This is a genomic window from Agromyces zhanjiangensis, from assembly GCF_040496055.1.
In the GTDB taxonomy this organism is placed as follows: domain Bacteria; phylum Actinomycetota; class Actinomycetes; order Actinomycetales; family Microbacteriaceae; genus Agromyces; species Agromyces zhanjiangensis.
Map to the genome: position 1 here is coordinate 129,526 of NZ_JBEPKB010000009.1, position 24,247 is coordinate 153,772.

Annotated in this window: 20 protein-coding genes and 1 tRNA gene; 3 read left to right on the forward strand and 18 right to left on the reverse strand. The window is 69.4% G+C overall.

From position 1 onward, the window contains the following. Positions 1-113: 113 nt before the first annotated feature. The 7 genes from ABME02_RS15810 to ABME02_RS15840 form a co-directional block, all read right to left on the reverse strand. Positions 114-2,666 (reverse strand): DEAD/DEAH box helicase, encoded by a 2,553-nt coding sequence (locus tag ABME02_RS15810; protein ID WP_353816293.1) that lies wholly within the window; start codon positions 2,664-2,666, stop codon positions 114-116. After that, positions 2,666-4,768, reverse strand: a complete 2,103-nt coding sequence (locus tag ABME02_RS15815) for a site-specific DNA-methyltransferase (RefSeq protein ID WP_353816294.1) — start codon at positions 4,766-4,768, stop codon at positions 2,666-2,668. Before ABME02_RS15815 ends, ABME02_RS15810 begins: the two co-directional genes overlap by 1 nt. A gap of 169 nt (positions 4,769-4,937) precedes the next feature. After that, positions 4,938-6,230, reverse strand: coding sequence for a serine/threonine-protein kinase (locus tag ABME02_RS15820; protein ID WP_353816341.1), 1,293 nt, complete (start codon positions 6,228-6,230; stop codon positions 4,938-4,940). A gap of 123 nt (positions 6,231-6,353) precedes the next feature. After that, on the reverse strand, positions 6,354-6,590 hold the full coding sequence (locus ABME02_RS15825) for a hypothetical protein (RefSeq protein ID WP_353816295.1): 237 nt from the start codon (positions 6,588-6,590) through the stop codon (positions 6,354-6,356). Between the two features lie 50 nt (positions 6,591-6,640). After that, positions 6,641-7,564 carry a type II secretion system F family protein gene (locus tag ABME02_RS15830; protein ID WP_353816296.1) on the reverse strand — a complete coding sequence of 308 codons (924 nt, stop codon included), beginning with the start codon at positions 7,562-7,564 and terminating at the stop codon, positions 6,641-6,643. Next, on the reverse strand, positions 7,552-8,433 hold the full coding sequence (locus ABME02_RS15835; RefSeq protein WP_353816297.1) for a type II secretion system F family protein: 882 nt from the start codon (positions 8,431-8,433) through the stop codon (positions 7,552-7,554). The genes ABME02_RS15830 and ABME02_RS15835 overlap by 13 nt, the downstream gene beginning before the upstream one ends. Further along, positions 8,430-9,665 (reverse strand): TadA family conjugal transfer-associated ATPase, encoded by a 1,236-nt coding sequence (locus ABME02_RS15840; protein WP_353816298.1) that lies wholly within the window; start codon positions 9,663-9,665, stop codon positions 8,430-8,432. Before ABME02_RS15840 ends, ABME02_RS15835 begins: the two co-directional genes overlap by 4 nt. 250 nt (positions 9,666-9,915) lie before the next feature. On the opposite strand from ABME02_RS15840, the gene ABME02_RS15845 reads away from it, so the two are divergent. Beyond that, entirely contained in the window at positions 9,916-10,344 is a 429-nt protein-coding gene (locus ABME02_RS15845; protein ID WP_353816299.1) for a YybH family protein, read from the forward strand. Here the strand turns inward: ABME02_RS15845 and ABME02_RS15850 are convergent, their stop codons facing one another. From ABME02_RS15850 to ABME02_RS15880, 7 genes are all read right to left on the reverse strand, one after another. Then, positions 10,345-10,578, reverse strand: coding sequence for a hypothetical protein (locus tag ABME02_RS15850; protein WP_353816345.1), 234 nt, complete (start codon positions 10,576-10,578; stop codon positions 10,345-10,347). 109 nt (positions 10,579-10,687) lie between these two features. After that, positions 10,688-12,391, reverse strand: coding sequence for a cadherin-like domain-containing protein (locus ABME02_RS15855; RefSeq protein ID WP_353816300.1), 1,704 nt, complete (start codon positions 12,389-12,391; stop codon positions 10,688-10,690). Positions 12,392-12,643: 252 nt separating this feature from the next. Next, positions 12,644-12,793 (reverse strand): hypothetical protein, encoded by a 150-nt coding sequence (locus ABME02_RS15860; protein WP_353816301.1) that lies wholly within the window; start codon positions 12,791-12,793, stop codon positions 12,644-12,646. A 78-nt stretch (positions 12,794-12,871) separates the two neighbouring features. Then, the gene (locus ABME02_RS15865; protein ID WP_353816302.1) at positions 12,872-13,813 is read right to left on the reverse strand and encodes a hypothetical protein; all 942 of its coding nucleotides are present in this window, start codon (positions 13,811-13,813) and stop codon (positions 12,872-12,874) included. Between the two features lie 150 nt (positions 13,814-13,963). After that, on the reverse strand, positions 13,964-15,628 hold the full coding sequence (locus tag ABME02_RS15870) for an FAD-dependent oxidoreductase (RefSeq protein ID WP_353816303.1): 1,665 nt from the start codon (positions 15,626-15,628) through the stop codon (positions 13,964-13,966). A 3-nt stretch (positions 15,629-15,631) separates the two neighbouring features. Further along, entirely contained in the window at positions 15,632-17,884 is a 2,253-nt protein-coding gene (locus tag ABME02_RS15875) for a PAS domain S-box protein (RefSeq protein ID WP_353816304.1), read from the reverse strand. A 103-nt stretch (positions 17,885-17,987) separates the two neighbouring features. Beyond that, positions 17,988-18,302, reverse strand: coding sequence for a hypothetical protein (locus ABME02_RS15880; RefSeq protein ID WP_353816305.1), 315 nt, complete (start codon positions 18,300-18,302; stop codon positions 17,988-17,990). Positions 18,303-18,580: 278 nt separating this feature from the next. Here ABME02_RS15880 and ABME02_RS15885 point away from each other — a divergent pair, with 278 nt between their 5' ends. Continuing rightward, the gene (locus ABME02_RS15885) at positions 18,581-19,267 is read left to right on the forward strand and encodes a hypothetical protein (protein WP_353816307.1); all 687 of its coding nucleotides are present in this window, start codon (positions 18,581-18,583) and stop codon (positions 19,265-19,267) included. Between the two features lie 36 nt (positions 19,268-19,303). Here the strand turns inward: ABME02_RS15885 and zwf are convergent, their stop codons facing one another. Next, the gene (gene zwf, locus ABME02_RS15890) at positions 19,304-20,707 is read right to left on the reverse strand and encodes a glucose-6-phosphate dehydrogenase (protein WP_353816308.1); all 1,404 of its coding nucleotides are present in this window, start codon (positions 20,705-20,707) and stop codon (positions 19,304-19,306) included. A gap of 111 nt (positions 20,708-20,818) precedes the next feature. Between zwf and ABME02_RS15895 the strand changes: the two genes are divergently transcribed. Further along, a tRNA-Leu gene (locus tag ABME02_RS15895) sits at positions 20,819-20,900 on the forward strand. A 22-nt stretch (positions 20,901-20,922) separates the two neighbouring features. Here the strand turns inward: ABME02_RS15895 and ABME02_RS15900 are convergent. Genes ABME02_RS15900 through ABME02_RS15910 form a run of 3 tightly spaced genes read right to left on the reverse strand, consistent with a single transcriptional unit; the run spans position 20,923 to position 24,116 of the window. Beyond that, entirely contained in the window at positions 20,923-21,717 is a 795-nt protein-coding gene (locus tag ABME02_RS15900) for a ZIP family metal transporter (RefSeq protein WP_353816309.1), read from the reverse strand. A gap of 57 nt (positions 21,718-21,774) precedes the next feature. Next, complete coding sequence (locus ABME02_RS15905) at positions 21,775-22,695, reverse strand: HpcH/HpaI aldolase/citrate lyase family protein (RefSeq protein ID WP_353816310.1); 921 nt, start codon at positions 22,693-22,695, stop codon at positions 21,775-21,777. After that, on the reverse strand, positions 22,695-24,116 hold the full coding sequence (locus ABME02_RS15910; RefSeq protein ID WP_353816311.1) for a cation:dicarboxylate symporter family transporter: 1,422 nt from the start codon (positions 24,114-24,116) through the stop codon (positions 22,695-22,697). The genes ABME02_RS15905 and ABME02_RS15910 overlap by 1 nt, the downstream gene beginning before the upstream one ends. Between the last annotated feature and the right edge of the window lie 131 nt (positions 24,117-24,247).

A 24,247-nucleotide genomic window follows, 5' to 3' on the forward strand; every position in this document is an offset into this window, starting at 1 on the left:
GCTCCTGTGCTCGACGACGAAGGGCCGACCACTGCTACCGGGGCTCTCTGGTCATCCAACGCCGTCGCGAAGGTTCACAAGCCTCAACCGTATCGACCCCCATCGCGACGTCCTTACTCGTACGTGGACGACGCCAGCCGGTACACCTGCTCAGCGTCGATCGCTTCGAGGACATGCGCACGGACATCGGCGAGCGTGAAGTCGAGTACGCAGAGCTGCCCGTCCACGCGCGAGATCGACTCCACCCGGTGGAACCGGTCACCGTACAGCTCCGCGAATCGTGCCATCCCGCGCAGCTTCGCGAGGGCGTCCGGCAACCACGCGCCGTGCGGGTCGACGATGTTCGCGCGCACTCCCGCGTCGGTGTCGATGAAGAACAAGAAGTCGGGACGAAGGGTGCGCCAATCACCGTGGCGGTCGAGGTACGCGATGCTCATCGAATCGCGGCCCCCAGTGGGGTTGCGGTACCAGCCAAGCAGATTCCCCCGCCCGATCTCCGTGTCTAGAACCTGGATCTCGTCGGGGTTTAGCTTGCCGACAGGGAACATGCCCTCCTCATCAGAGAGCAGATGCATCGACCGGCGTTCGAGGAGCTCCTCGGACTCGCCGACGGCGCGTTTGGTTTCCTCCTGCCGGTTTTTCGGCAGCGCCATTGAGATCAACTGTGGGTCGGTGCTCATGGCGGTGATCTCGGCATAAAGGCTCTGACGAGACTCCGAGAGTCCCTTTACCGCGACGCGGTGCTGGTCGAGCCATTCCTTAGCGATAGCATCCGCCGTTGCGTCGAGGCTTCGCCGCGTTTGCGGAAGCATCGCGAGCGCGGCGACCTTCACGTGGGCGTCGCGGAGAGCATCCTCATCGTCCGCGTCCTCAGCGAGGTGGTCGATGTAGGTACGAGCGATGTCCGGGGTGATCGTTCTCGCGCCATGGCGATACGCTTCCTGGATCGCGCGATCGTCGGCGACTTCTGTCCACGACCCATCTGCACGCAGGCCGTGTCGCGCGCGGACCGTGCCGCCCTCCACGGTGAGGACATCTTCCTCGGCCTTCGCCATTTCCTTCGGGTACTGGGCGGCCAGCCCGTTGAGCACGCCATGGAGGCGCTCATGCGCTCGCCTGCCCGCATCAGGAACGAGCTTGTCCGCCGCCAGCGCATGCGCGAGGGATGTTAGTCGCTTGATGGGGTTGGCGTGCTTGCGCGGCAGCGTCTCGGCCGGAAGTGAGGCAAACAGCTCCCACACATCGCTGGGGATCGCCGAATTCGGCGTCATCAGCTGCGGGTCGATCAGCACGCGCTGGCCGGTTTCGCCCGCGTCGATGACATCGTTGCCCATGATCTTCTCGAGCACGAGGCTCGCGGTCGATCTGTTGAATTTCGGCAGGATGCACTCGACGCTGTTGAGGAGGTCGTCACCCTCGATTCGTCGGGCGAGCGGCGTCCGGATCATCCGACCGAGGAGCTGCGTGATGTGTGTCTCGTCCTTCGCCGGCCGGAAGGACACCATGACCTCGGCGCGTGGGCAGTCCCAGCCCGTGCTAATCGCGTCCTTCGCGAGCAACACCCGTATGTAATCGGCATCCTGGACGCGTTCGGGCGATATGTACGGCACGCTGTGCGCCTCGAACGTCTGGGCCGTGTGCTCGCCAAACACGTGCGCAATCGCCTCGGCGTCGAGTTCCGGCCATTCGTCCATGATCACGTCAATCGCGGCCGCGACCTCCGCCGGTGCTGGTTTGTTCGGCACCTGCAGGACGAGCAGCGGCTTGATCGCCTCGCTATCTCCCTGCTGCACGGCGTAACGTGCCCAGGCTTCGGAGAGCGCCTTCACCTTGCGGACGCCTCGTCGGAGCAAGACGGTGTTGAAGTCGCCGGTCTCGGCCGGGAAGTCGAGCACGATGTCGTCCTTCAGGAGACCGGACTCCTGGATGCGCACAGGATCGACCGTGACCGTACCAAGGTGTACGCGGCTGGCTTGGACCTCTGCAGCGCGCATCGCTTCCTCGAAGCGCTGAACCGTGGCCGAGATGCCCCAGACGATCGGCATCGGCGGGACGCCGCTGTGCCCATTAATGAGTCGCTTGACGATCGTGGGAGTGTCCGACGAACGCTTGCCCATCCCGCGGTGCGCCTCGTCGAGCACCATGAATAGATTGAGTCCCTCGTCTTCTATCGTGCTCCGCAAGGTGTCCCAGAACGTGAACGGGACGCTATCCGGGTGGGACTGCACCCCGTCGAGCATGTTCGTGTCGTCGTGCCCGCGGACCAGGAGACTGTTCTTGGACAGCTTCGAGGTGTTGAGGAAGTAGACGTGCCCCGCCTGCAGCTTCGGATATCGGAATGGGTGCTCGACCGTCACGAGCCTGCTACGGAGTCGATCCGACGCCTGCTGAAGCCGATGGCGAGTCTGCTGATTGAGCGAGGGGTCATCGCTGAACCAGAGCACGACTGCCCCGGGGTCGGGCACTACGTCGAAGTCGTCACTTCCCCAGAACAGCGCCTCGATGACGGCGGCGGCCATGACGGTCTTACCCGCACCCGTTGTCGCTGTCAGTGCGACGGACGAGACGCGTCGGCTTGCGCTCCGGAAGAAGTCACGCGCCGAGGCCAACTCGCGCAGTGAGTCCCCAACGGCATCGGCCTGATAGTCCTTGAGCGTGAAGCGCATCAGAAGTCACCCGTGCTCTCGCAGTTGCGAAGGTAATCCTCGTACAGTCGCACAGTCTCGATTCCTCGGATCTCGTTGGCCACCTGTTGGTAGCGCCCCTCGTCATCGGTGACGATGTACGCAATCCGTATGGCCGGAGCGTCGTTGAGCGCAGCGATGAACTCTGCAGAACGGTCCAAGTCGTTGATGATGCCGTAGGTCTCCGCGACGGCCCATCCATCGGCGATCTCATGGATCTGAGGGCCCTGCGCGCCAGCACGGAGCCAGAGCATCGGGGCGATGGCGGAGAACGCTCGGTCAGTGCTCACACGCCACGGCGACTCGTACATCAAGGTGAAAAACGCGGCGTTCTCGTCGAAACCGTCGGCCATCGGGAATTCGTCTGTGAACTTGTAGTCTCCCTTGATTGGCACGCCATCCGAAGTTCTGCCTGTAATCGCCGCTCGAATTCGCGGCTTCGTAATGAAGTCACAGATGCCCCATTTCTCCCACTCGGGATCACCGGGGCGCAGCCCCTCTTTGCGGAGCTTCGACTGATCATCAGCAGATACTTCGTTGTTGGTCACCAGGATGCACTGTCGACGGCCACCGTCCTGCTTGTTCAGCCGCATCACTGCGTGGGCGGTTGTGCCGGATCCGGAGAAGAAGTCGAGGATGACAGCGTCAGCTTTGTCCCCGACGAAGAGGCGCAGGGCATCCTCCACTGCGTAGAGCGCCTTTGGGAACGGGAACGAACGCCCAGGGAGGAGCGCGTTCACGATGGCAGTCCCGCTGGTCTCTGCGTTGTGAGAGGGACGAGCCCAAGTGGTCGTCGGAGCCTTCTTCTTGTTTGTCGCGTAAGTCGCGATAACGCTCCCATCAGGGTTCCTGCCGGTGACCGATGCACGACCGCTGACGATGTCATCGATCTTCCCTGAGGTCAGATACGAAATCTCAAACATCTGAGGCTTACTTGGGGTGTGGCGACCCACCCGAACGTACCCATGCTTGTGGATCTCGCGCAGAGCGGCGGCGGTTAGCCCCCAGTTCATTTCAAGGCCGCTCTCACGGATTGGAAACACAGGGGTGCAACCCGGGCGGCTGGGTGCGGATTCTCGAGATACTCCATGCGGGAGAGCCTCACCAATCTCAGCGATCCGCCCGTCCGCCGTGACATAGATCGGATAGAACTGAGCTGGGCCCCCCTTCGAAGAGCCTCGAGCGGAAGCGGCATCACTCCTGCGGAGCGTTCTCCAAGGGACACCCTCGCCCTCGCTGTAGTCGGGGTCATCCTCGGTGCCAACACGCGCAGCACCGATTCGAACGAAATAGAGATACTCGTCAGACCGTGCGAACCCGCCTGGACGGTAGCGACCCCGAGGGTTCACGATCGACGTGACCATGTCCACCGTGGCTTCTGGGAAGATCTGCCCGAGAAGCAACCCGAGGCGCAAATACTCCTTCTCGTCGATCGTGACGATCAGGACAGAATCATCTGGTTTCAAGAGCCGCTTTGCCAGCTTGAGTCGTCGCTCCATGAAGGCAAGCCACTTCGAGTGACGATAGAGGTCGTCATCCTCCACGTAGTCGTTGTTGTACCGCCAGTCCCGCGCGCCCGAGTTGTACGGCGGATCGATGTAGATCGCGTCGACGGAATGCTCATGTGTGAACGTGAGTTGTTCGAGCACGTGAAAGTTCTCGCCGTTTATGACGGTGTGGAACGGTTTATCGCCACCGTGCTCCACAGTGCCATCCGGCCGCAAACCTGGGTAGATCCGGTCGCGGAACTCGGCGACCAGGACCAGGTCCGCCATCGCCACTTCACGCCGCTCATCCTCCGCCGCGTCGAGAAGTGACACTTGCGCAACTTCGCCGGCAATCGACGAAACCCGCCAAAGACGTTGGTCGCCTCGCTCCGTCGATCCTCGCGGCGGGAGAACCCGAACCTTGCTCCCCTTGCGGATCGCGTGACCGGCCAGCTCGACAGCCTCCGGAGCATGCCGCTCGAAGTTAAGGCCGAACGGCAGGCGCTTCTGGAGCGGGACGATTTCCTCTTCGAGATCCTTGCCGAGTTCGGGATCGAGCTGCTTGGCAGCGCGTAACAGATCCGTCAGACGCGACATCCCTCATCCTTCCAATACGACAAGTTCGCGACCCACGAAGACGTGAGACGCGAACTGCTATTCACCCTACCGGCGTACGAGGAGGGGCACGAAAGCGGCCGGAAGGGGACCCTTCAGGCAAGTTCTCTGTGTCGTCGAACATCAGGCCCCTGAGCGAGTTCCACAACGTTCACGCCGCGAGAGCATCCGCGACCACGGCGGGTAGCGATACTCCCTCGAAGCCGCCGCGGATGAAGTCGCGGGCTTCAGGGTGCTCGCGGAGCATCCGAGCGACGATGGGGACGTACGCCGGGTCGCCGAGCGCCTCCCGCGCCACCTCAACAAAGCGCGAACGCACATACCAGCGGTTGTGTGAGTACCCGAGCAGGAGGAGCCGTTCCAGCAGCATCGTCCGGGTTTCAATGTCGCTAGTCGCACGGAACGCAGCCTGCATGAAGTCCGCGAGCGTGTCCGTGAAACTCCATGGGTGACCGCCGTCCGCGTAGCCATCGAATATGCGCATCGCCTCCTTGAACTCGACGGGGCCGCCAAGGGCAAATGCAGTCAACACGGCTTCGGGCGTCTGGACGAGAACCTGCATGTAGAGCTGCACGTCCTCGCTGTTGTCGATCAGCAGTCGGCCGAGTTCAGCGACTTTCGAACGGTCACCAGCCGCGATGGCAGCGATCAGAGTCGCGCCGTGCTCGGCTGGCGCGCGAAGCAAGCCGGATTCATTGGCGCTCGCGAGCAACGAGAGTTCACGCTGCAGCTCGACGGCGGACGAGAATCGCCGCTCGGGCTGCTGTTGCACGGCGGTCATGATGATGTACCGGTACTGGCCCGGGACCAACGCGTAGTCGATCCCGCTTGCGGCCACCTGACCCGTCAGGAGCTCATAGAAGACGCGCCCAAGCGCAAACACGTCCGCGGACGCGTCCACACCATGAAGATCGGTGAACTGCTCCGGTGCCGAATAGGCGTATGACCCCCAGCCAACGTTCGCCATCGTGAGGGTTGTACTACCTGAGAACATGCGACGGCCAAGGCCAAAATCAGAGAGGACCGGGTCGTTGTTCATCAGCAGGACGTTCTCGGGCTTGAGATCACGGTGGACAACACCCTCCGAGTGCGCATACGCGACGGCATCCACAATCCCCGCAAAGATGCGAACAGCTTCGGCTTCGGCGAGACCGTGCGGATTGCGCACGAGCAGGTCACGCAGGGATTCATCGGCGATCGGCATCACGAAGAATGGCTCGGTGTTGGCCAGGTTCATTGCGATGATCGGCAGGACGCCTGGGTGCGAGAGCGAACTCTGGCATGTGATCTCGCGCTTGAAGCGGCGGAGGTCCTCGTCCTGCTGTGCGGCGCTGCCTGCAAGGTGCATGTACTTGATTGCGACCTGCGAGCCGTCGTCACCGGCTGCCGCCCATACCTCGCCCTGCCCGCCCGCGTTGATGCGGTGCAATCGGGTGTAAGTCACCAAGCTGGAGCCTCCCTGCCGTCGAGTGTCGAAAGCATATCGGAGGCGTGGAATATGTTCGGCGATGACGTGGGATGCGAAGCGGCGGCAACGCACTTCCCCGGGGGGGCGACCCGATGGAGTCTAAATGCCCGCGCTCTGATCCCAAGCCATGTACTCAGCAGCGGCCTTGATCGCAGCCTGCTGCGCCTCGACGCCGCCCACCTGCCCGATGTACTGAACGAAGTACGTCGGGCTGTCGTATTGCTCGGCGACGGGGTCACGCGCGTTGTCCCGGGCGAGGGTGCCAACAGGATCGTCGCGATGTTGCTGGTCATCGAGCCATGCCAGGAACGGCACGAAGAAGCGCTCTTCGGTCAAGATAGTTCCTCTCGGGTGGGAGGGACGGGTTCGGCGCACCGGCCAGTATTTCATGGGAAGCCGAGCCTGCCGCCAAGTCGAAGGTGCCCTTTCGCATTTGTGCGGGGCACGAGCATCGCGATCTCCTTGCGGCCGGCGAGCTCGATGATCGTGCGCTTCGCCTCGGCGCGCGCGTCGCCCGCCTGCGCCCGGAGGACGTCGGCGAGCGGCGTGCCGCGATCGAGGGCCCCGAGCACCTGGTCGATCGCCCGTGAGAGCGCCGGATGCTCGAGTCCGTCGCGGACGTCGGCGAGCGCGATGCCGAGCGGGACGCCCGTGCCGACGGCCGCGACCGCGCCCGCGAACTCGCGGGCGAGCTCGCCGGAGCCCGTCCGTGCCACACGCCGGATCGCGTCGAGCAATGCCTCGCCTGCCGTGAGGCTCAGCGTGAGGAACTCGAGGACGGTGGGCAGCTCGCTCGTGATCCTCGCGAGCCGGCGGCGCGCCGATCGCTGCAGCATCCAGTCGGCCGCGACCGCGCCGACCATCGCTCCGAACGGTGGGACGGCCCAGCGAAGCATCACCGGGGCCGCCTCCATCGTGGGGGCGACGAGCGCGAGCAGGCCGGCCAGGGCGAACCCGACGGTCGCCCACACGAGCTGGCGTCCGCGGAACCGCTCGACGGTGGCATCCGCGCCGGCCTGCCTGAGCCGACGTGCGACCGTTTCGTTGCCGCCGAGGATCGACGAGAGGATGCCGCGAGCGCGCCGAGCCGCGGGCATCACCAGCATGCCGATGACCGAGCCGGGGTCCGACGCCGGCCTCGCCCGCATGGCTCGCGCTTCGGAGGAGATGTCGGTGATGTACGGCGCAACGCGATCGACCAGTCGGGCGCGGCCGATGCGGGGCACGGAGGCCGCGACGAGCCAGAGGCCGACCCCGAGGACCGCGCCGAGCCCGATGGCGACGAGCGGCGTCGCAGTCAGCTGAACCATCGACGCTCCTCGGGGAGGCGACCGAGGCCCAGCATGAGCCGGTAGGCGACGAGCGTGACTGCGACGCCGCAGAGGATGAGCACCGTGCCGGCCGGGGAGTCGTACGAGACGAGCGTCTCCGGCCTGGTGGCGAGCACGCAGAGCAGCAGCCATGGCGCCGCCACGCCGAGACGCGCGGCGTTCCGGATCCACCCCTGGCGGGCGACGACCTCGGCGCGCAGCGCCGCGTCCTCGCGGAGGTAGCTCGCGAGCCCCCGGAGCACCGAGGTCAGGTCGGTCCCGCCGATCTCGCGCGCCATCCGCAGCGTCTCGAGGATGCGATCGGCGACCGGGTCCGCGAGACGACCCTTGAGCGCGTCGACGGCCGCGGCGAAGTCACCAGTCCGACGGAACTCGTCGTCGAAGCCCGCGAAGGCGGTGCGGGTCTCCGCCGGGCCGAGGTCGGCGAGGGCGGCGATGGCGTCGGGGAGGCTCATCCCCGCGCGCACGCTGGAGACGAGATGGTCGACGACATCGGGCCAGGTCGCGCGATTCGCGGCGCGGCGGCGGTTCGCGCGCGACCTGATGACGATCGGAACCGTTGCGGCCCCGAGCAGTCCGGCGATGAGGGCCAGCAACGGCACGCCGAAGACGGCCTGTGCGATGGACGCGGCGAGCACGGCGAAGACGAGGCTCGTCGTGACGACGACGGCGATCGGGACTCCCGGGATGCCGGCGAGTGCGAACTCGTCCCGGATGGCGGCGAACGCGCCTCGGCTGGCACCGATGTCGGCGGGCGCCTGGCCGGCGCGCCCGCTCACAGGCCACAGCCAAGGCGACAGCATGAGGGTGAGGCCGGCGCCGAGCGTCGCGCCGAGGATGAGGCTCACGCGGCCGCACCCAGGACGATCGCCGGGTCGAGTCCGGCCGCTTCGAACTTGCCGAGCCGGACCGGGTGCACATCGGTGCGCACGAGTCCACCGACCGACCGGTCGAACCGGAAGATCGCCTCGGCCTCGACTCGAGCGCCGACGGTCTCACCGGTGGTCGCGGCGATCTCGGCGACGCGCCGCCGCCCGTCGCGATCGATGGCGAGGTGGACGACGAGGTCGATGCAGGATGCCACGGTCGGCACCACGAAGCCCGAGTCGATGTTCCGGCCGGCGAGGAGCGGGAGCGTGCAGAGCTTCGCGAGCGCGTCGGAGGCCGAGTTCGCGTGGATCGTGCACATGCCGGGGAGCCCGGAGTTCAATGCGATCAGCAGGTCGAGGCTCTCCGCCTCACGCACCTCGCCGACGACGAGCCGGTCGGGCCGCATCCGCAGGGCCTCCTTGACGAGGCGTCGCAGAGTGATCTCACCGCTCCCCTCCAGGTTGGGCTGGCGGCACTGCATGGCGACCAGGTCGCGCACGTCGAGGTCGAGCTCGAACGTCTCCTCGACGGTGACCACGCGCTCGCCGAGGCGCGTCGCGGCGAGCAGCGCGTTCAGCATCGACGTCTTGCCCGTGTGCGTCGCGCCGGACACGAGGACGTTGGCCCCGGCGAGCACGCCCATTCGCAGGAACTCGGCCGCGGGTCGCGTGATCGAGCCGAGCTCGACGAGCCGCTGCAGCGACCGGATGCGCTGCTGGAACTTCCGGATGTTCACGGCCCAGTGCGATCGCGTGACATCGGGGATCGCGACATGCAGCCTGGACCCGTCGGGCAGCGACGCGTCGACGAACGGCGAGCTCAGGTCGACCCTGCGGCCCGAATGCTGCAGCATCCGCTCCACGAGGTCGCGCACCTCGCGGTCGGAGAGCACGACGGTGGTGAGCTCGGCGACACCGGCTCGCGCAATGAACACGCGGGTCGGCGAGTTGATCCAGATCTCCTCCACGGTCGGGTCATCGAAGAACGGCTGCAGCGGCCCGTAGCCGGTGATGGATGCCACGACCTCGCGCGCCGCGCCCTGCTCGTCGGCGAGCGGAGCGTGCGCACCGGCGAGCGCCCGTTCGGAGTATCGCCGCACCTCTTCGGCGGCGAACCGGGCGGCGACCGCTTCGTCGCGTGCGAGGTCGACGCCCTCGCGGAGCACCCGCCCGCGCACGCGCTCGGCGATGGTGCGCACGGGGTCGGACATGCGCTCCATCTTGGAGATCGTCGCGCATCCGGCCGGGAAGTTATCCACACAGGCGGATCGGGCGACGGGAACGGGATCTTCGCCCGTCGCGTCGCCGCCGCGCCGGGTATACCCTGCGCGTGACGCGTGATCGACGACCGACGCCTGGGACGTCGCCAGAGGGGGCGCGATGGATCTCGTGTCGTGAATCAGCCTCGGCGGGGCCGTCGTCATCTCAGAGTTCGAGACGCATGCGAATGGGAGCAGGGAAATGACCGCCGAAGACGATGTGCGAGCCGCCTCGAAGGCGTTCTACGCGGCATTGAATCGCATGCTGTCCGGGGACGCCGGTTCGTTGACCGAGATCTGGGTGCACAGCCCCGAGGCGACGACGATGCACCCGATCGGCGATCGTCAGGTGGGCTGGGACCAGATCAGAGGGTCGTTCGAGCGCGTGGCCCGGTCGAGCACAGGCGGTCACGTGGAGATCGCGGATCAACTCTTCCGTGTTCGCGGGGACACGGCATACGAAGTGGGCGTCGAACACGCCGCATTCGGTGTCGGTGGCACGCAGCTCCTCGTGAACTCCCGCGTCACCAACATCTACTATCGCGAGGGCGACGGGTGGAAGGTCATCCATCACCACGGTGACATGTCGCCGGGGATCTCCGAGGCCCTCGACAAGGCGGAGCCGACCTGATCAGCACCGCCAGCCCGTCGACGTGAGAGCGTGGCGCGGAGCGGACCGCCCGATTCGTCGCGGTCGCCCGTCAGCCGCCACGAACACGCGGGTCGGCGAGTTGATCCAGATCTCCTCCACGGTCGGGTCATCGAAGAACGGCCGCAGCGGCCCGTAGCCGGTGATGGATGCCACGCCCTCGCGGAGCACCCGACCGCGCACGCGCTCGGCGATGGTGCGCACGGGGTCGGACATGGCTCCCATCATGGAGAAGCCGGCCGGATCGCCCGCTCGGTTATCCACACCGACACTCGCGGCGCCCGCTCACCGCCTCAGCGGCAACGGGCGCCGCGGCATCCGCGACTCAGGTCGCCGGCGAGCACACGTACCGGTACGGCCCCGGGAAGGGCGGAGCCAAGGGGCCGTTCGGCAGGTCGACCACCTCCGAGACGCCGCCGAGGGCGACGCAGTGTTCGTCGAGGCGGGACTTCACGGTCGGCGACGGCTCCGAGGAGAAGTCACCGCACGTGGCCTCGCTGGCGCTGAACGCGAACGCGACGCCGGCCAGTCCGTCGCACACGACGCCCATGGCGACCGTCGCCGGGCGGGCGCAGAGGACCGTGACGTGGAGCTCGTCGGTGCCCTTGAAGGGGTTCGGGATCGTCACGACGTCCCAGACCGCCGTCTCGGCCGGGCATGCCGGCGCGAGCGCCGACCTCAGGGTGAACTCATTGCCGGAGTACCCGGTCCACCGGCAGCCGAGCGAGGTGAACGTCACGAGGTACGCTCCTCCGGCCTCTGTGCAGGCCTCCTCGACCGTGGGCGGCGGAGGTGTGAACGTGATCGTCACCTGCCCCACGGCGGTGAGCGCGCCGTCGGAGAGCGTGTAGAGGAACCCGGCGGATTCCGCGTCCTCGTCCGGCGTGAACTCGATCGCGTCGCCGTTCAACACGGCGCTGCCGTACTTCGCGTCGGACACCGCGGTGATGGCGAGATCGGCACTGTCGACGTCCGAGTCGTTCGCCAGCAGGTCGGCGACCGGGATGACGACCGGGTCGCCGGCGACCGCCTGGACCGCATCGTCACCAGCGACCGGGGCGTCGTTGACCGGCACGACCGTGATCACGATCGACCCCTTCGCGTCGGCGGCGCCGTCCGAGACCACGTAGGGCAGCGTCCGCGTGCCGTTGAAGTCCTGGGGCGGCGTGTAGGTCAGTCCACCGCCGGCGGTGAACGCGAGCACCTCGTCCCCCGGTTTGCCGGTTGCGGTGCTCTCCACGTCGGTCGCCGAAAGCGCATCGCCGTCGACGTCGACGTCGTTGCCGAGGAACCCGGGCTCGGCGACCACGAGGGGCGCGTCCTCGTCGACAGAGTACTCGTCGAGGGTCGGCTCGGGGGCGTCGTTCACCGAGGAGACCGAGATCGTGGCGGTCGCGGGCGTGAGCGCCCCGTTCGCGTCGTCGACGAGGTAGCCGAAGGAATCAACGCCCGAGAAGTTCTCATCCGGGAGGTATTGGAACGAGCCGTCCGCGTTCAGTGCGAGCGTGCCGTGCGTCGGCGCGACGACGAGCGCCGCGGTCAGGACGTCGCCGTCGGCGTCGGCGTCGTTGGCGAGCACGCCCGGCGGGGCGACGGTCAGCGCGGCATCCTCGTCGGTCGCGTACTCCTCGCCGATCGCGACCGGCGGTTCGTTGACGAGGACGATCACCACTGAGCCGGAGGCCGAACCCCGGTCGCTGAGCCGGAGCTCGACGGAGAACGCCCACTCCCCCCGACCGAGGTCGACGAGCGTCGCCTGGTAGTCCGTCGACTTCGCCGTGGCGCCGACCTGCGACCCGCAGCCCACCGGGCCGATCGAGCCGTCGGGCGCGGTGAGTGCGCACGACATCGACACGATCGACTTCGGTGCGCGGTTGATCGTGTAGCCGACGGTGGCGGATCCGGTCGCGACGACCGGCTCCGCGAACTCCACGGTCGGCTTCGAGGATCCCGGAGCCGCCGATGCGGGCGTGGAGCCGATCATGCCGCCGAACACGACGAGCGCGACCGCCGCGACCGCGGCCGCCATCCTTCGTCGGTGTCGCGGTGGCGTGAGCGGACGACCGGGTGAGTCACCGGATCGGGCCTCGGGGCGACCGTGGGCGGTCGTCGTTCGGGTGGCGGGCAGGTGGGATCGCATGGTGCCTCCTACGGCATCCGGCCACGGCCCGCGGCATCCTGAGGCTAGCCGGTCCGAATTCGCGCGGCGGCCCCCAGTCCGCGGGCCAGCGGAGCATGTCACCCGGCCAGTCATCCGCACGGTCGAATGACGGTCGCGTGATCAGCCGTCGAACGTCGGCGGGATGTACCCGTCTGGCGAACGGACCTTCCCACAGCGGGCGCACTCGTAGTAGCGGTCGCCGGTCTCGGGTTCGTGCTGCAGCACCCACTTGTGGATGCCGATCCGGCATTCCCAGTTCCGCTCAGGCATGGCCCGCTCCCGTCCCCGGGTCAGGGGGAACGTGGCTCACGGTACTCCCCTGCGCGGCGCGCCGCGCCTCGGATCGGCTCAGCGGTCGCCGCCCTCGAGCTCGGCTTCCGCCTCGTCACGGGCGCGCGCCGACCGCGCGGCCTCGGCGGACGCCGCCTCCCGTGCGCGGGTCGCGAGGCGCACCTCGCGCTCGGCCGGGCGGAGCTCGTCGCGCACCTCGGAGAGCCTCCGCTCGAGTTCGTCGCGCTCGGTCTTCAGGTCGTCGAGCCGGCGCACAGCGGCCTCAAGGCGAGCGGATGCCTCGGCGAGCGCGTGCTCGTCGTCGTCCGCGCTCTCGCGTGCCCGGCGTAGTGCCTCGACGCGACGTTCGCGTTCGCGCCGAGCGGCCTCGGCAGCCGGGTCGACGTCATCGGTCCGCGGCGTGCCGCGGGAGGCGGCATCCGTTCGCCCCATCGCACGCCCATCGGCCCGCGAGGCCGGGCGCTTCCCGAGCCGGCGGGGCGGGCCGGGCTCGCCCCCGCCGACCGCGCCCGCGAGGTCGACCTCGACGCCGACGGCCCGGAGCGCACGGACGAGCCGGCCGCTCGCGACGGCGGCGCCCGCCTCCTCCGACACGCTCGCCGCGACGAGCGTCTGCTCGACCTCATCGAGCACGGCGCGGCTGGGTGCGCGGCCGGCGGCATCCGCCGCCGCAGTGGCGAGGCGCACCAGATCGGCGATGAGCTCGCGTCGCTCCGCCACCAGGGCGCCGAGCGCCCGCCCGTCCCCGGCGGCCTGCGCGTCGGCGAGCTCGCCGCCGAGTCCGACCAGGTCGCCCACGCGGTCGGGCTCGTCGCGGGCCAGGCGGTTCACGACCCACGCCGACGGCGACGGCCGGCGCAGGGCGCCGATCCCTCTGGCGAGTGCCGCGTCGCCCGCGGCGCGCACGTCCGCGGCGCGTTCGTTGCGCGCCGCGGTGAACTCCTCGGGCACGAGCGCGTAAAGCGCGTCGGCCGCCTCCGCCACCGGGTCGGTCGCCATGCGTCCATCATCGCGTCGTGGCCGGCCTCGTGGCGGAGTTCGCAGGATGGGCCGTGTGATGACCGCCGTCGGAGACGCGTTCGCCGCGCCATCCTGCGAACCGAGCCGCGGCCACGACGCCGCGGCGGCGCGACCCGGCGCGGCGGCGCCTCAGACCGTCTCGAGGTACTTGTGCACGAGGCTCACGGCCACCGACCCCTGCCCGACCGCCGAGGCGACGCGGCGCATCACGTCATGCCGCACGTCGCCCGCGGCGAAGATGCCGGGCACGCTCGCCTCCTGGAGGAACGGGTCGCGCTGCGGCGTCCACCCGCGGGGGCGGCGGCCGTCGCGCACGAGGTCCTGGCCGGTCAGCACGAAGCCGTGGTCGTCGAGCTCGACGAGGTCGTGGACGACGTTCGTGCCGGGCACCGCGCCGATGAAGACGAACATCGCGTCGGCCGGCAGTTCCTCCTCGCCGCCGGTCGCCATGTCGCTGACCGTGACCGCCTCGAGGCGGTCCTCGCCGGTCAGCGCGACGACGCGCGAGTGCGGGCGCACCGTGATGTTCGGCGTCGCCGCGATCTGGTCGATGAGGTAGCGCGACATCGACGACTCCAGGCCGTCGCCGCGCACCAGGATCGTGACCTCGGCCGCGTACCGTGACAGGAACATCGCGCCCTGCCCGGCCGAGTTCGCGCCGCCGACGACCGCCACGCGGCATCCGCTGTACGCCACCGCCTCCGACGCGGCGGCGCCGTAGTAGACGGATGCCCCGAGCAGCCGCTCCTCGCCGGGCACGTCGAGCGTGCGCGCCGACACCCCGGTCGCGAGCACGAGCGCGTGGCAGCGCAGCTCGCTGCCGTCGTCGAGGGTGACGATCTTGTAGGAGTCCTCGAGTCGGATGCCCGTGACTGACTGGGGGCTCAGGATCTCGGCGCCGAGTCGCTTCGCCTGGGTCACGGCGCGCCGCGCGAGGTCGGCTCCGCTGATGCCGTTCGGGAAGCCGAGGTAGTTCTCGATGCGCGAGCTCGTGCCCGCCTGGCCGCCGGGCACCTCGCGTTCGACGACCGCGGTGCGCAACCCCTCGGACGCGCCGTAGACGGCGGCCGCGAGGCCGGCCGGCCCGGCGCCGACGACGACGAGGTCGTAGAACGGCTGCTGCGCGGGCGCGCGCAGGCCGATGCGCTCGGCGAGCTCGTGCAGGTCGGGACCGAACAGCGTCGTGCCGTCGGGCAGGAAGACGACCGGGAGCTTCCGGGTCGTGCCGTTCGTGGCGGCCTCGACGAGTTCGCGCGCGCCCTCGTTCTTCTCGATGTCGAGCCACTGGTACGGGATCTGGCTTCGCGCGAGGAAGTCCTTCACGGCGTGCGTCGTCGGCGACCACAGCGCGCCCGCCACGCGGATGCCCTCGTACACGGGCGGCGACGACGCTCGCCAGTCGTCGAGCAGGTCGTCGATCACCGGGTAGAGCCGTTCCTCGGGCGGATCCCACGGCTTCAGCAGGTAGTAGTCGAGGTCGAGCGCGTTGATCGAGGTGATCGCCGCGCTCGTGTCGGCGTAGGCCGTGAGCAGCACGCGTTTCGCGTCGGGCACGAGCTTCAGCGCCTGCTCGAGGAACTCGGTGCCCGTCATGCCGGGCATCCGCTGGTCGACGATGAACAGCGCCACGGGCGTGCCGCGCTTGAGGTACTCGGCGACCGCGTCGAGGCCCTCCTGGCCCGACGCCGCCTTCACGACCCGGTAGTCGGCCCGGTAGCGCGCCTGCAGGTCGCGCGCGATCGCGTTGAGCACCTGCGGCTCGTCGTCGACCGTCATGATCACCGGCTTGGCCACGGGTCAGCCCTCCCCGTCGTCGCCGGGCGCGGGACCGCCCGGTGTCGAATCGATCGGCAGTCGCACCGTGAAGCACGTGCGCCCCGGCGCCGACTCGACCGTCATGTCGCCGTGGTGCTTCTTCACCACGATGTTCCGCGAGATCGGCAGGCCGAGCCCCGTCCCCTCGCCGACGGGCTTGGTCGTGAAGAAGGGGTCGAACAGCACGACCATGTTCTCCGGCGGGATGCCGGGGCCGTCGTCCTCGATCTCCACCTCGACGACGTCGCCGTCGCGCCGGGCGCGGACAGTGAGCGTGCCACGACCGCCCATCGCGTCGATCGCGTTGTCGATGAGGTTCGTCCACACCTGGTTCAGCTCGCTCGCGAAGGCCTGGATGGTCGGCAGGTCGGCGTCGTACTCCCGCACCACGCTCACGCCGCCCTTGAGCTTGTTGTGCAGGATGATCAGCGTGTTGTCGAGGCCGCGACGCACGTCGACATCCTGGACCGGGGTCTGGTCCATGTACGTGTAGGTCTTCAACGCCTTCACGAGGTCGACGATGCGGGTCGTGCCAACCGCGACCTCCGAGAGCAGCGTGTAGATGAGGAACTTCAGGCCGAGCCACTCGACGACGACCGGCGCCTCGTCGTCGGCGAAGGTCGCAGCGAGGTCGTCGAGGTCGTCGACCGACAGTCCGAGGCTGACCACGGCCGGGGCGAGCTCGCCTCCGTCGTCGACGTCGTGCTCCTCGAACCAGTCCTCGACGTCAGCCTCACGATCGCTGCGTTCGAGCGCGCCGAGCTCGATCGGCTGGTCGGCGCGCTCGACCGCCATCCGGTCCAGCTCCCGGAGCTGCTCCATCTTCGACCCGTACAGCCCGAGTCGCCCGAGCTGGAGCTGCGCCTCCTGCAGCTTGGCGAACACGGCCATCGCCTGCGATGCGCCCCGCTGGGCGGCGGACGCCGGGTTGTTCAGCTCGTGCGCCATGCCGGCGCTGAGCTTGCCGAGCGAGGCCATCTTCTCCTGCAGGATCAGCTGGTCCTGCATCTGGCCGATCTGGGCGAGCGTCTGCTCGAGCACCGAGTTCTTGCCGCGCAGCTCCTCGGTGCGTTCGCGCAGCTGCTGCTCGCTCTGCCGCAGCGCCTCCTCCGCCGCCTTGCGCTCGCCGATGTCGCGGATGATGCCCGTGTAGTAGCGGTCCTCGTGCACGGTCCACGTCGACAGCGAGAGCTCGATGGGGATCTGCTCGCCCGCCTTCGTGATCGCGGAGAGCTCGACCGTGGTGCCGATCACGTGCGCCTCGCCGGTCTCGGTGTAGCGCTTGATGCCGGTGCGGTGCAGTTCGTGGAACTCGGGCGGGATGACCAGCTCGAGCTGCTGCCCGACCGCCTCCTCCTCGGTGTAGCCGAGGATCCGCGTGGCCGCCGAGTTCCAGGACATGATCTTGCCCGTGTGGTCGGCGGAGATGATCGCGTCGATCGCCGACTCGGTGACCGAGCGGAACTTCTGCTCCGCCTGCTTGCGCTCGCTGATGTCGCGGATGATCCCCGTGTAGTAGCGGTCCTCGTCGAGGAACCACGTCGCGAGCGACAGCTCGATCGGGAACTCCGAGCCGTCACGGCGGATGGCGGCGAGCTCGACGGTCGAGCCGATGACGTGCGTCTCGCCCCCGCTGGTGACGCGGTGGATCCCGGTGCGGTGCAGTTCGCGGAACCGTTCGGGGATCACGAGCTCGAGCCGCTGCCCGATCGCCTCGGCCTCGGAGTGGCCGAACAGAGCGGTGGCCGCGCTGTTCCAGCTCCGGATGATGCCCTCGGCGTCGGCCGAGATGATCGCGTCGATCGCCGACTCCATGACGGAGCGGAACTTCGCCTCGGACTCGCGCAGCGCCATCCGCACCTTCGACACCGTGACCTGGCGCTCGATGCGGGCGAGCACCTCGCGGGCGTCGAAGGGGATGCCGATCAGGTCGTCGCCGGCCTCGAGCCCTCGCACGCGCGTCTCGACGTCGGCGTCGGCGGCCATGAAGATGACCGGCAGGTCGTGGGTCTCGTCGGCCCGGTGCAGTTCGGCGGCGAGCGCGAACGGGTCGGCGTGCTGCAGTCCGGCGTCGAGCACGATGAGGTCGGGGCCGTGCGCGAGGGCGGCGTGCGCGTGCGCCAGGTCGCCCTCGGCCGTGACCACCGTGTAGCGGTCCTCCTCGAGGATGCCGCTCAGGTCGGCGATCGCGCCGGCGTCGTCGGAGATCACGAGGATCGAGCCGAGCTGGGCCACGGAGGCCTCCTCTCCGGGTCCGCGTCGTCGTCGCTGGTCGTGTCCCGCCACCCTATCGACGGGGGTGGGGGCCGGACTGTCCCCCGTACGGGGTTGAGCCCACTCAGGCCGGGGTCGAGACCAGCGCGGTGACCAGGATCGCGATCTGGCCGAGGAGCACGAACGCGCCGAGGATGATCGCCGTGAGCGACAGCCACCCGGGCCCGGTGATCGGATCGGCGCGGAACTGACGGCGACCCACCACGCCGAGCACGATCGCGATGGCCGCCACGGGCAGCGCCCACCATGAGGGCAGGAGGAACGCGAACACGGCGAGCGCGACGCCGATGATCGCGGCGAGGGACGGCTGCCGCGTCGGCTCACCGTCGCCCGGGATGAGCCTGGGGGAACCGAACCCGCGGCCCGCGCCGCCGCTCACGTCGAGCCCGCCCGTCGTCCACGCTGCCGATGCGCCATGACCCCAGTCAACCGCACTCCCGGCGCAGTGCGGGCGGATGACGCGGCCCGGCGCCGTCCGGACGCCACGTGCCTGGCGGCACCGGGCCGACGCCGCATCATCTCGCGCGCAGAACCCCCGCGTTCGGGTGCCACCGCCCCGACACGCCCGCGCGTCGGGGTGCGCCCGAGTACCGTGCCTGACTACATTCGGCCAGGAGACACGGTCGCGGGGGGCGACGAGAACGGAGCGAGACGCGAATGACCGGACCCGAACCTGCACGCACCCCCGACGTCGACGCCGCGCCCACCGGCGACGACACCGGGTTCCGGAGCGACGCCATCGACGAACTCGTCGCACGCATCGTCGCCGAGGAGGTCGCGGAGCTCCGGCGCGGCTTCGCCTCGGGCGCCGAGTTCGCCGTGACGAGGGGCGGCTCCTCGAGCGAGCAGATGCTGCACCGCCTCGAGTGCGCCTCGATCGAATCGCACCTGGACCGTCCCTCCAAGTGGACCGAGCCGCACCGACGGCGCCTCGCATCGAACCCGGCCTACCGGATCCCGCTGCCGGCCCTCATCACGCGGCGGGTCGCCGGCGACCTGTCGGGCGTGCGTTCGTGCAAGGTGTGCTGGCCGAACCCGACGGGCGGCGAACCGCGACCCCTCCGCCGGCTGTCGGCCAGGAGCCTCGGGCCCCAGCACGTCGGCCACGTCCTCGCCAGGCCCGATGGCCAGTCGATCGGGACCATCGTGCGCTGGGGCGCGCGAACCGGCACCGACCTGTTCGGCGTCGAGCATGACGAGATCGAGATCGTGACCTCGACGGGCATCGAGACGGTCGGGCCCGACGATCAGGTCACGATCTGGGACCTGCCGACCGACGAGCAGGCGATCCGGCGCAAGGCCCAGCTGGTCCAGCGGCTCGCCGGCGACGGGTCCGCAGGCTGAGGTCTGCGGCGCGCCGAGGTCGGCGACCGACGGGCGTCACGCGTCGAGCCAGGGCTCGGGCCATCCGCCCCGGCCCTCGACCAGCGCGTCGGCGGCGGCCGGCCCCCACGTGCCCGGCTCGTACGGATGCACCTCGGGCGGCGCGTCGAGCAGGGGCTGGATGACCGCCCACTCGGCGTCGATCGTGTCCTGGCTGGCGAACCGCATCCCGCCGCCGGCGAGGGCCGCTTCGAACAGCACCTCGTACGGCGTCGGGGCCTCGCCCGGCGTCGCAGCGAAGCCGACGTCGAGTTCCGCCAGCTCGGGCGTCGCGGCATCCACGCGCTGCGCCGCGAGCGCGAGGCGGACGCCGAAGGTCGGACCGAGCCGCACGACCAGCTCGTTCGTCGGCGGGACCTCGGCGCGCAGGCCGAACCCGAGCGACGGCGCCTCGCGGAAGACGACGCGCACCTCCGTCTCGGTCGCCCGGAGCTTCTTCCCCGTGCGGATGAAGAACGGCACGCCCGCCCACCGCGGATTCTCGATCCGCAGCTCGAGCGCGGCGAACGTCTCGGTCGTCGAGTCGGCCGCCACGCCGTCGACGTCGCGGTAGCCCCGGTACTGCCCGCGCACGTACCTGGCGGGATCGGCCGGCACGATCTGGCGCAGCAGCTCGGTCCGCCGCCGTCCGATCGACGACCGGTCGCCGGGTTCCGGCGCCTCCATCGCCACCGCGACGACGACCTGCATCAGGTGGTTCACCACGACGTCGCGGAGCGCGCCGACCGGGTCGTAGAAGTGCCCCCGATCGTCGACGCCGAACGCCTCGGTCATCGAGATCTCCACGTGGTCGATGTGGTCGTGGTTCCAGACCGGCGCGAGCAGCGTGTTCGCGAAGCGCAGAAACGGGATCTCCTCGAGCCCGACCTTGCCGAGGTAGTGGTCGACCCGCAGCAGCTGCGATTCGTCGACGACCGAATGCAGCTCGGCGGCGAGTGCCTTCGCCGAGGCGAGGTCGTGCCCGAACGGCTTCTCGATCACGAACCGCGCGTTCGTCGCGAGCCCCGCGCCCGCGACGCCCTTCACGACGGTCGCGAACAGGTTCGGCGGCACCTCGAGGTAGAAGAGCGGATGGTCCGCCCCACCCATCGCGTCCTTCACGCCCTCGTACGTCTCGGACTTCCCGAAGTCGCCGTGCGCGTACGACATGCGGTCCATCAGGCGTGCGAAGACGGCCTCGTCGACGTCGCCCTCCTGCGCGGAGATGCTCTCGCGGGCGCGCTGCGCGAGCTGGTCCTTCGTCCAGTCCTCGAACGCGACGCCGACGATCGGGCAGTCGAGCAGTCCACGCCCCTCGAGTCGGTACAGCGAGTGGAAGGTCTTCACGCGTGCGAGGTCGCCGGTGATGCCGAAGATCACCATGACGTCGCGGCGCGCGGTCGTGTCATCCGTTGCCCCCATGGGCGGCAGTCTGGCCGAGCGAGCCGATGACGACAAGGGTCGGATGTCGCCCGCCCCCGGCGCCTCGGACCGGGTCGGCGCCTCGGCGCCGCCTAGACTGGACGGGCACTCGCGGGAGTGGTGAAATCGGCAGACACGCAGGATTTAGGTTCCTGTGCCTTCGGGCGTGAGGGTTCAAGTCCCTCCTTCCGCACCGAGTCAGAGGCCCCGTCGCCTCACGCGAGCGACAGCACGAACGAGAGCACGAACCCTGCCGCCGTGCTGAGCGCCACCGCCGGGCCGCCGTGCTCGTACGCCTCGGGCATGAGGGTGTCGGCGAGCGAGGCGATCACCGCACCCGCGGCGAACGCGAGCGGCAAGGAGATCGTCTCGGGGTCGGAGTTCGCGAGCGGTCCTGCCCCGACCACGACGGCGAGGACGAGCAGCGCGGCGCACGCGCTCCACAGGAGCACGATGCTCCGGGTCGAGCGCCCCTGGCTGCGCATCGACGACGCGCCCACGAGCGATTCGGGCAGGTTCGAGACGAAGATCGCGGCCAGGAGCGCGAACCCGCCGGTCCCGGCCTCCCCGAGGGAGACGCCGAGCGCGAGGTTCTCGGGCACGCCGTCGAGGGTCACGGCCGCGAGCAGCGCGAGGCCCGCGGCCCCGCGGGTGGTCGCCGCGGAGGGCGGTCGATCGGATGCCGCGGCATCCGTGTCGAGCTTCACGCTGCCCTCGACCTCTGCCGCGGGTCGCGCCTGCCGCCCCGGCTGCGCCCAGCGGTCGAGCAGCGCGCTCAGGACTGCGAAGACGATCGCGCCGACCAGGAGGCCGAGCGCCGCCCGGACGATCCCGCCGCGCTCGTACGCGTCCTCGAAGAGCTCGAACGCGAGTGCGGTGATGAGTGCGCCGGCGGCGAACGACAGCAGGATCGCGAGTACGCGCTTCGGCAGGCGGACCCGCGCACCGACGACCGCGCCGATCACGAGCGCACTCGACGCCACGAGCCCGAACCAGAGTGCCGTCACCACGCGCCAAGTCTCGGCCGGATACCGCGACCGGTGAAGGGGATTGACGCGCCCGAGCGCTCAGGCGTAGTCCGACCGGTGCCGACCCCCGGCCCGCGCGTCGAGGCCGAAGACCTCGGCCGCACCGAGCAGCGCCTCCGCGCGGGCGATGCGCGGCAGGTCGCTGCCGTCGCGGATGCCGTGGCGCTCGAGGGTCTCGAGCACCTCGAGGGCCCACGCGAGCTCGGCCGTCGAGGGGCTGAGCGCCCCGTTCACGGCGGCGACCTGCTCCTCGCGGAGGCACAGCCGGCCGGTCATGCCGACGGATGCCGCGTGCCGCGACGCTTCAGCGAGGGTCGCCGGATCGCGCGGGACCGTCGGGCCGTCGACGGGCCCGGGGAGGCCCGCCGCGCGGCTCGCGCTGACGAGCCGCGAGCGGGCGAACAACAGCGCGAGCGGGTCGTCGGCCGCGCCCGTGTCGCGGCGGAAGTCGCCGCTGCCGAACGCGAGCCGGGTGACGCCCGGTGCTTCGGCGATCTCGAGGGCCGCCTCGATCCCCCTCGCGCTCTCGACGAGGGCGACGATCGGCAGCATGCCACCCAGGGCGTCCTCAGCGGTCCGCACGTCGCGGTCCGACTCGACCTTCGCGAGCACGACGCCCGCGACCGGGCCGCAGTCGCGCAGCAGCGCGACATCCGCGCCCCAGTGGTCGCTGGCGACGTCGGCGATGCGCACCCACGGCCGCAGCCCGGAACCGACCGCCTCGGCGAGCGCGTCGCGAGCCGCCGGCTTGTCGGGCGCGGCGACGCCGTCCTCCAGGTCGACCACGACGGCGTCGGCTGCGGATGCCGCGATGCGGCGTCCGAGGCCGTCGGCCGATCCCGGCACGAGCAGCCATGAGCGCGCGACCGACGGATCGACGGGCGCGCGAACGGCGACGGGCGCCGCCGACGCGGTGCGACCCGCCTCGACGACGCCCGATCCCTCCGGGCCGACCGGCATCACCGGCGCGCCCCGGCCTTGTCGGCCTCGATCTCGCCCACGATCGCGGCGATCGCCTCGGTCGACGGGCGCTGCTCGCGGTCGACCTCGGCCCGCTCGTCGGGCGAGAGGTGGTCGTCGACGCTCATGGTGGCCTCGTCGAAGGGCCGCTCGCCCGAGAGCACCCCGGCCAGCTGTTCGCGATCGAGCTCCCTGGTCCAGGTGCCGACGAGGAGCGTGGCGACGGCGTTGCCGGTGAAGTTCGTCAGCGCGCGGGCCTCCGACATGAACCGGTCGATGCCGACGATGACGCCCACGCCGTCGACGAGGTCGGGTCGGTGCGCCTGCAGGCCGCCGGCGAGCGTCGCGAGGCCCGCACCGGTGACGCCTGCGGCGCCCTTGGACGCGACCATCATGAACAGCAGCAGCCCGACCTGCTCGCCGATCGAGAGCGGCGTGCCCATGGCGCTCGCGATGAAGAGCGACGCCATCGTCAGGTAGATCGCGGTGCCGTCGAGGTTGAACGAGTAGCCGGTGGGGATCGTGATGCCCGCGACCGGCTTCGAGACGCCCGCGTGCTCCATCTTCGCGATGAGGCGGGGCAGCACGACCTCGCTCGACGACGTCGAGACGATGAGCAGGTACTCGCGGCCGAGGTACTTCATCATGCGGAAGATGTTGACGCGCGCCACCGCCCAGAGCAGCGATCCGAGCACGACCACGATGAACAGCGCGCACGTGATGTAGAAGGCCACCATGAGGGTGCCGAGCGCGAAGATCGCGGCGACGCCGGTGTTGCCGACGACCGCGGCGATCGCGCCGAACGCGCCGATCGGGGCGACCCACATGATCATCGCCAGGATGCGGAACACGAGCGCCTGGATCTGGCGGATCGCGCCGAGGATCGGCGTGCCCTTCTTGCCCATCTTCTGCAGCGCGAAGCCGACGAGCAGCGCCACGAACAGCACCTGCAAGATGTTGCCGTCGACGAGCGAGGACAGCAGCGAGGTCGGGATGATGCCGAGGATGAACTCCTGCGTGGTCTTCGCCTCGGTCGTGCCGGCGTCGTATGATGCGCCGGCGATGTTCAGGCCCTCGCCCGGGTGGATGAGGTTGCCGACGACGAGGCCGATGCCGAGGGCGAACGTCGACATGACGATGAAGTAGAGCAGTGCGAGCCCGCCCACCTTGCCGACCGTCGCGGCCTTGGCGATCGATCCGACGCCGAGGACGATGGTGCAGAAGATGATCGGGGCGATCATCATCTTGATGAGCAGCACGAACGCGTCGCCGATGGGCTTCAGGCCGACCGCGAACGCGGGGGCGGCCAGGCCCACGGCGATGCCGGCGAGCACGGCGACGATCACCGCGATGTAGAGGTAGTGCGAGGGGTCGATCCGCTTCCGAGGCCTGGTGCCGTCGATGCGAGACTGGAGCGCCATTGCCGTCCCTGCCTTCCGTGGTCGGTCGTCGCCGGGTGCGACGAGTCGGGATGTATGGCCAGCATGTTCGAGCGGATGGCGCGGCGTCCGCTTGTGTTCATACTGTTCGCGCCACCACCGGCGGCACTCAC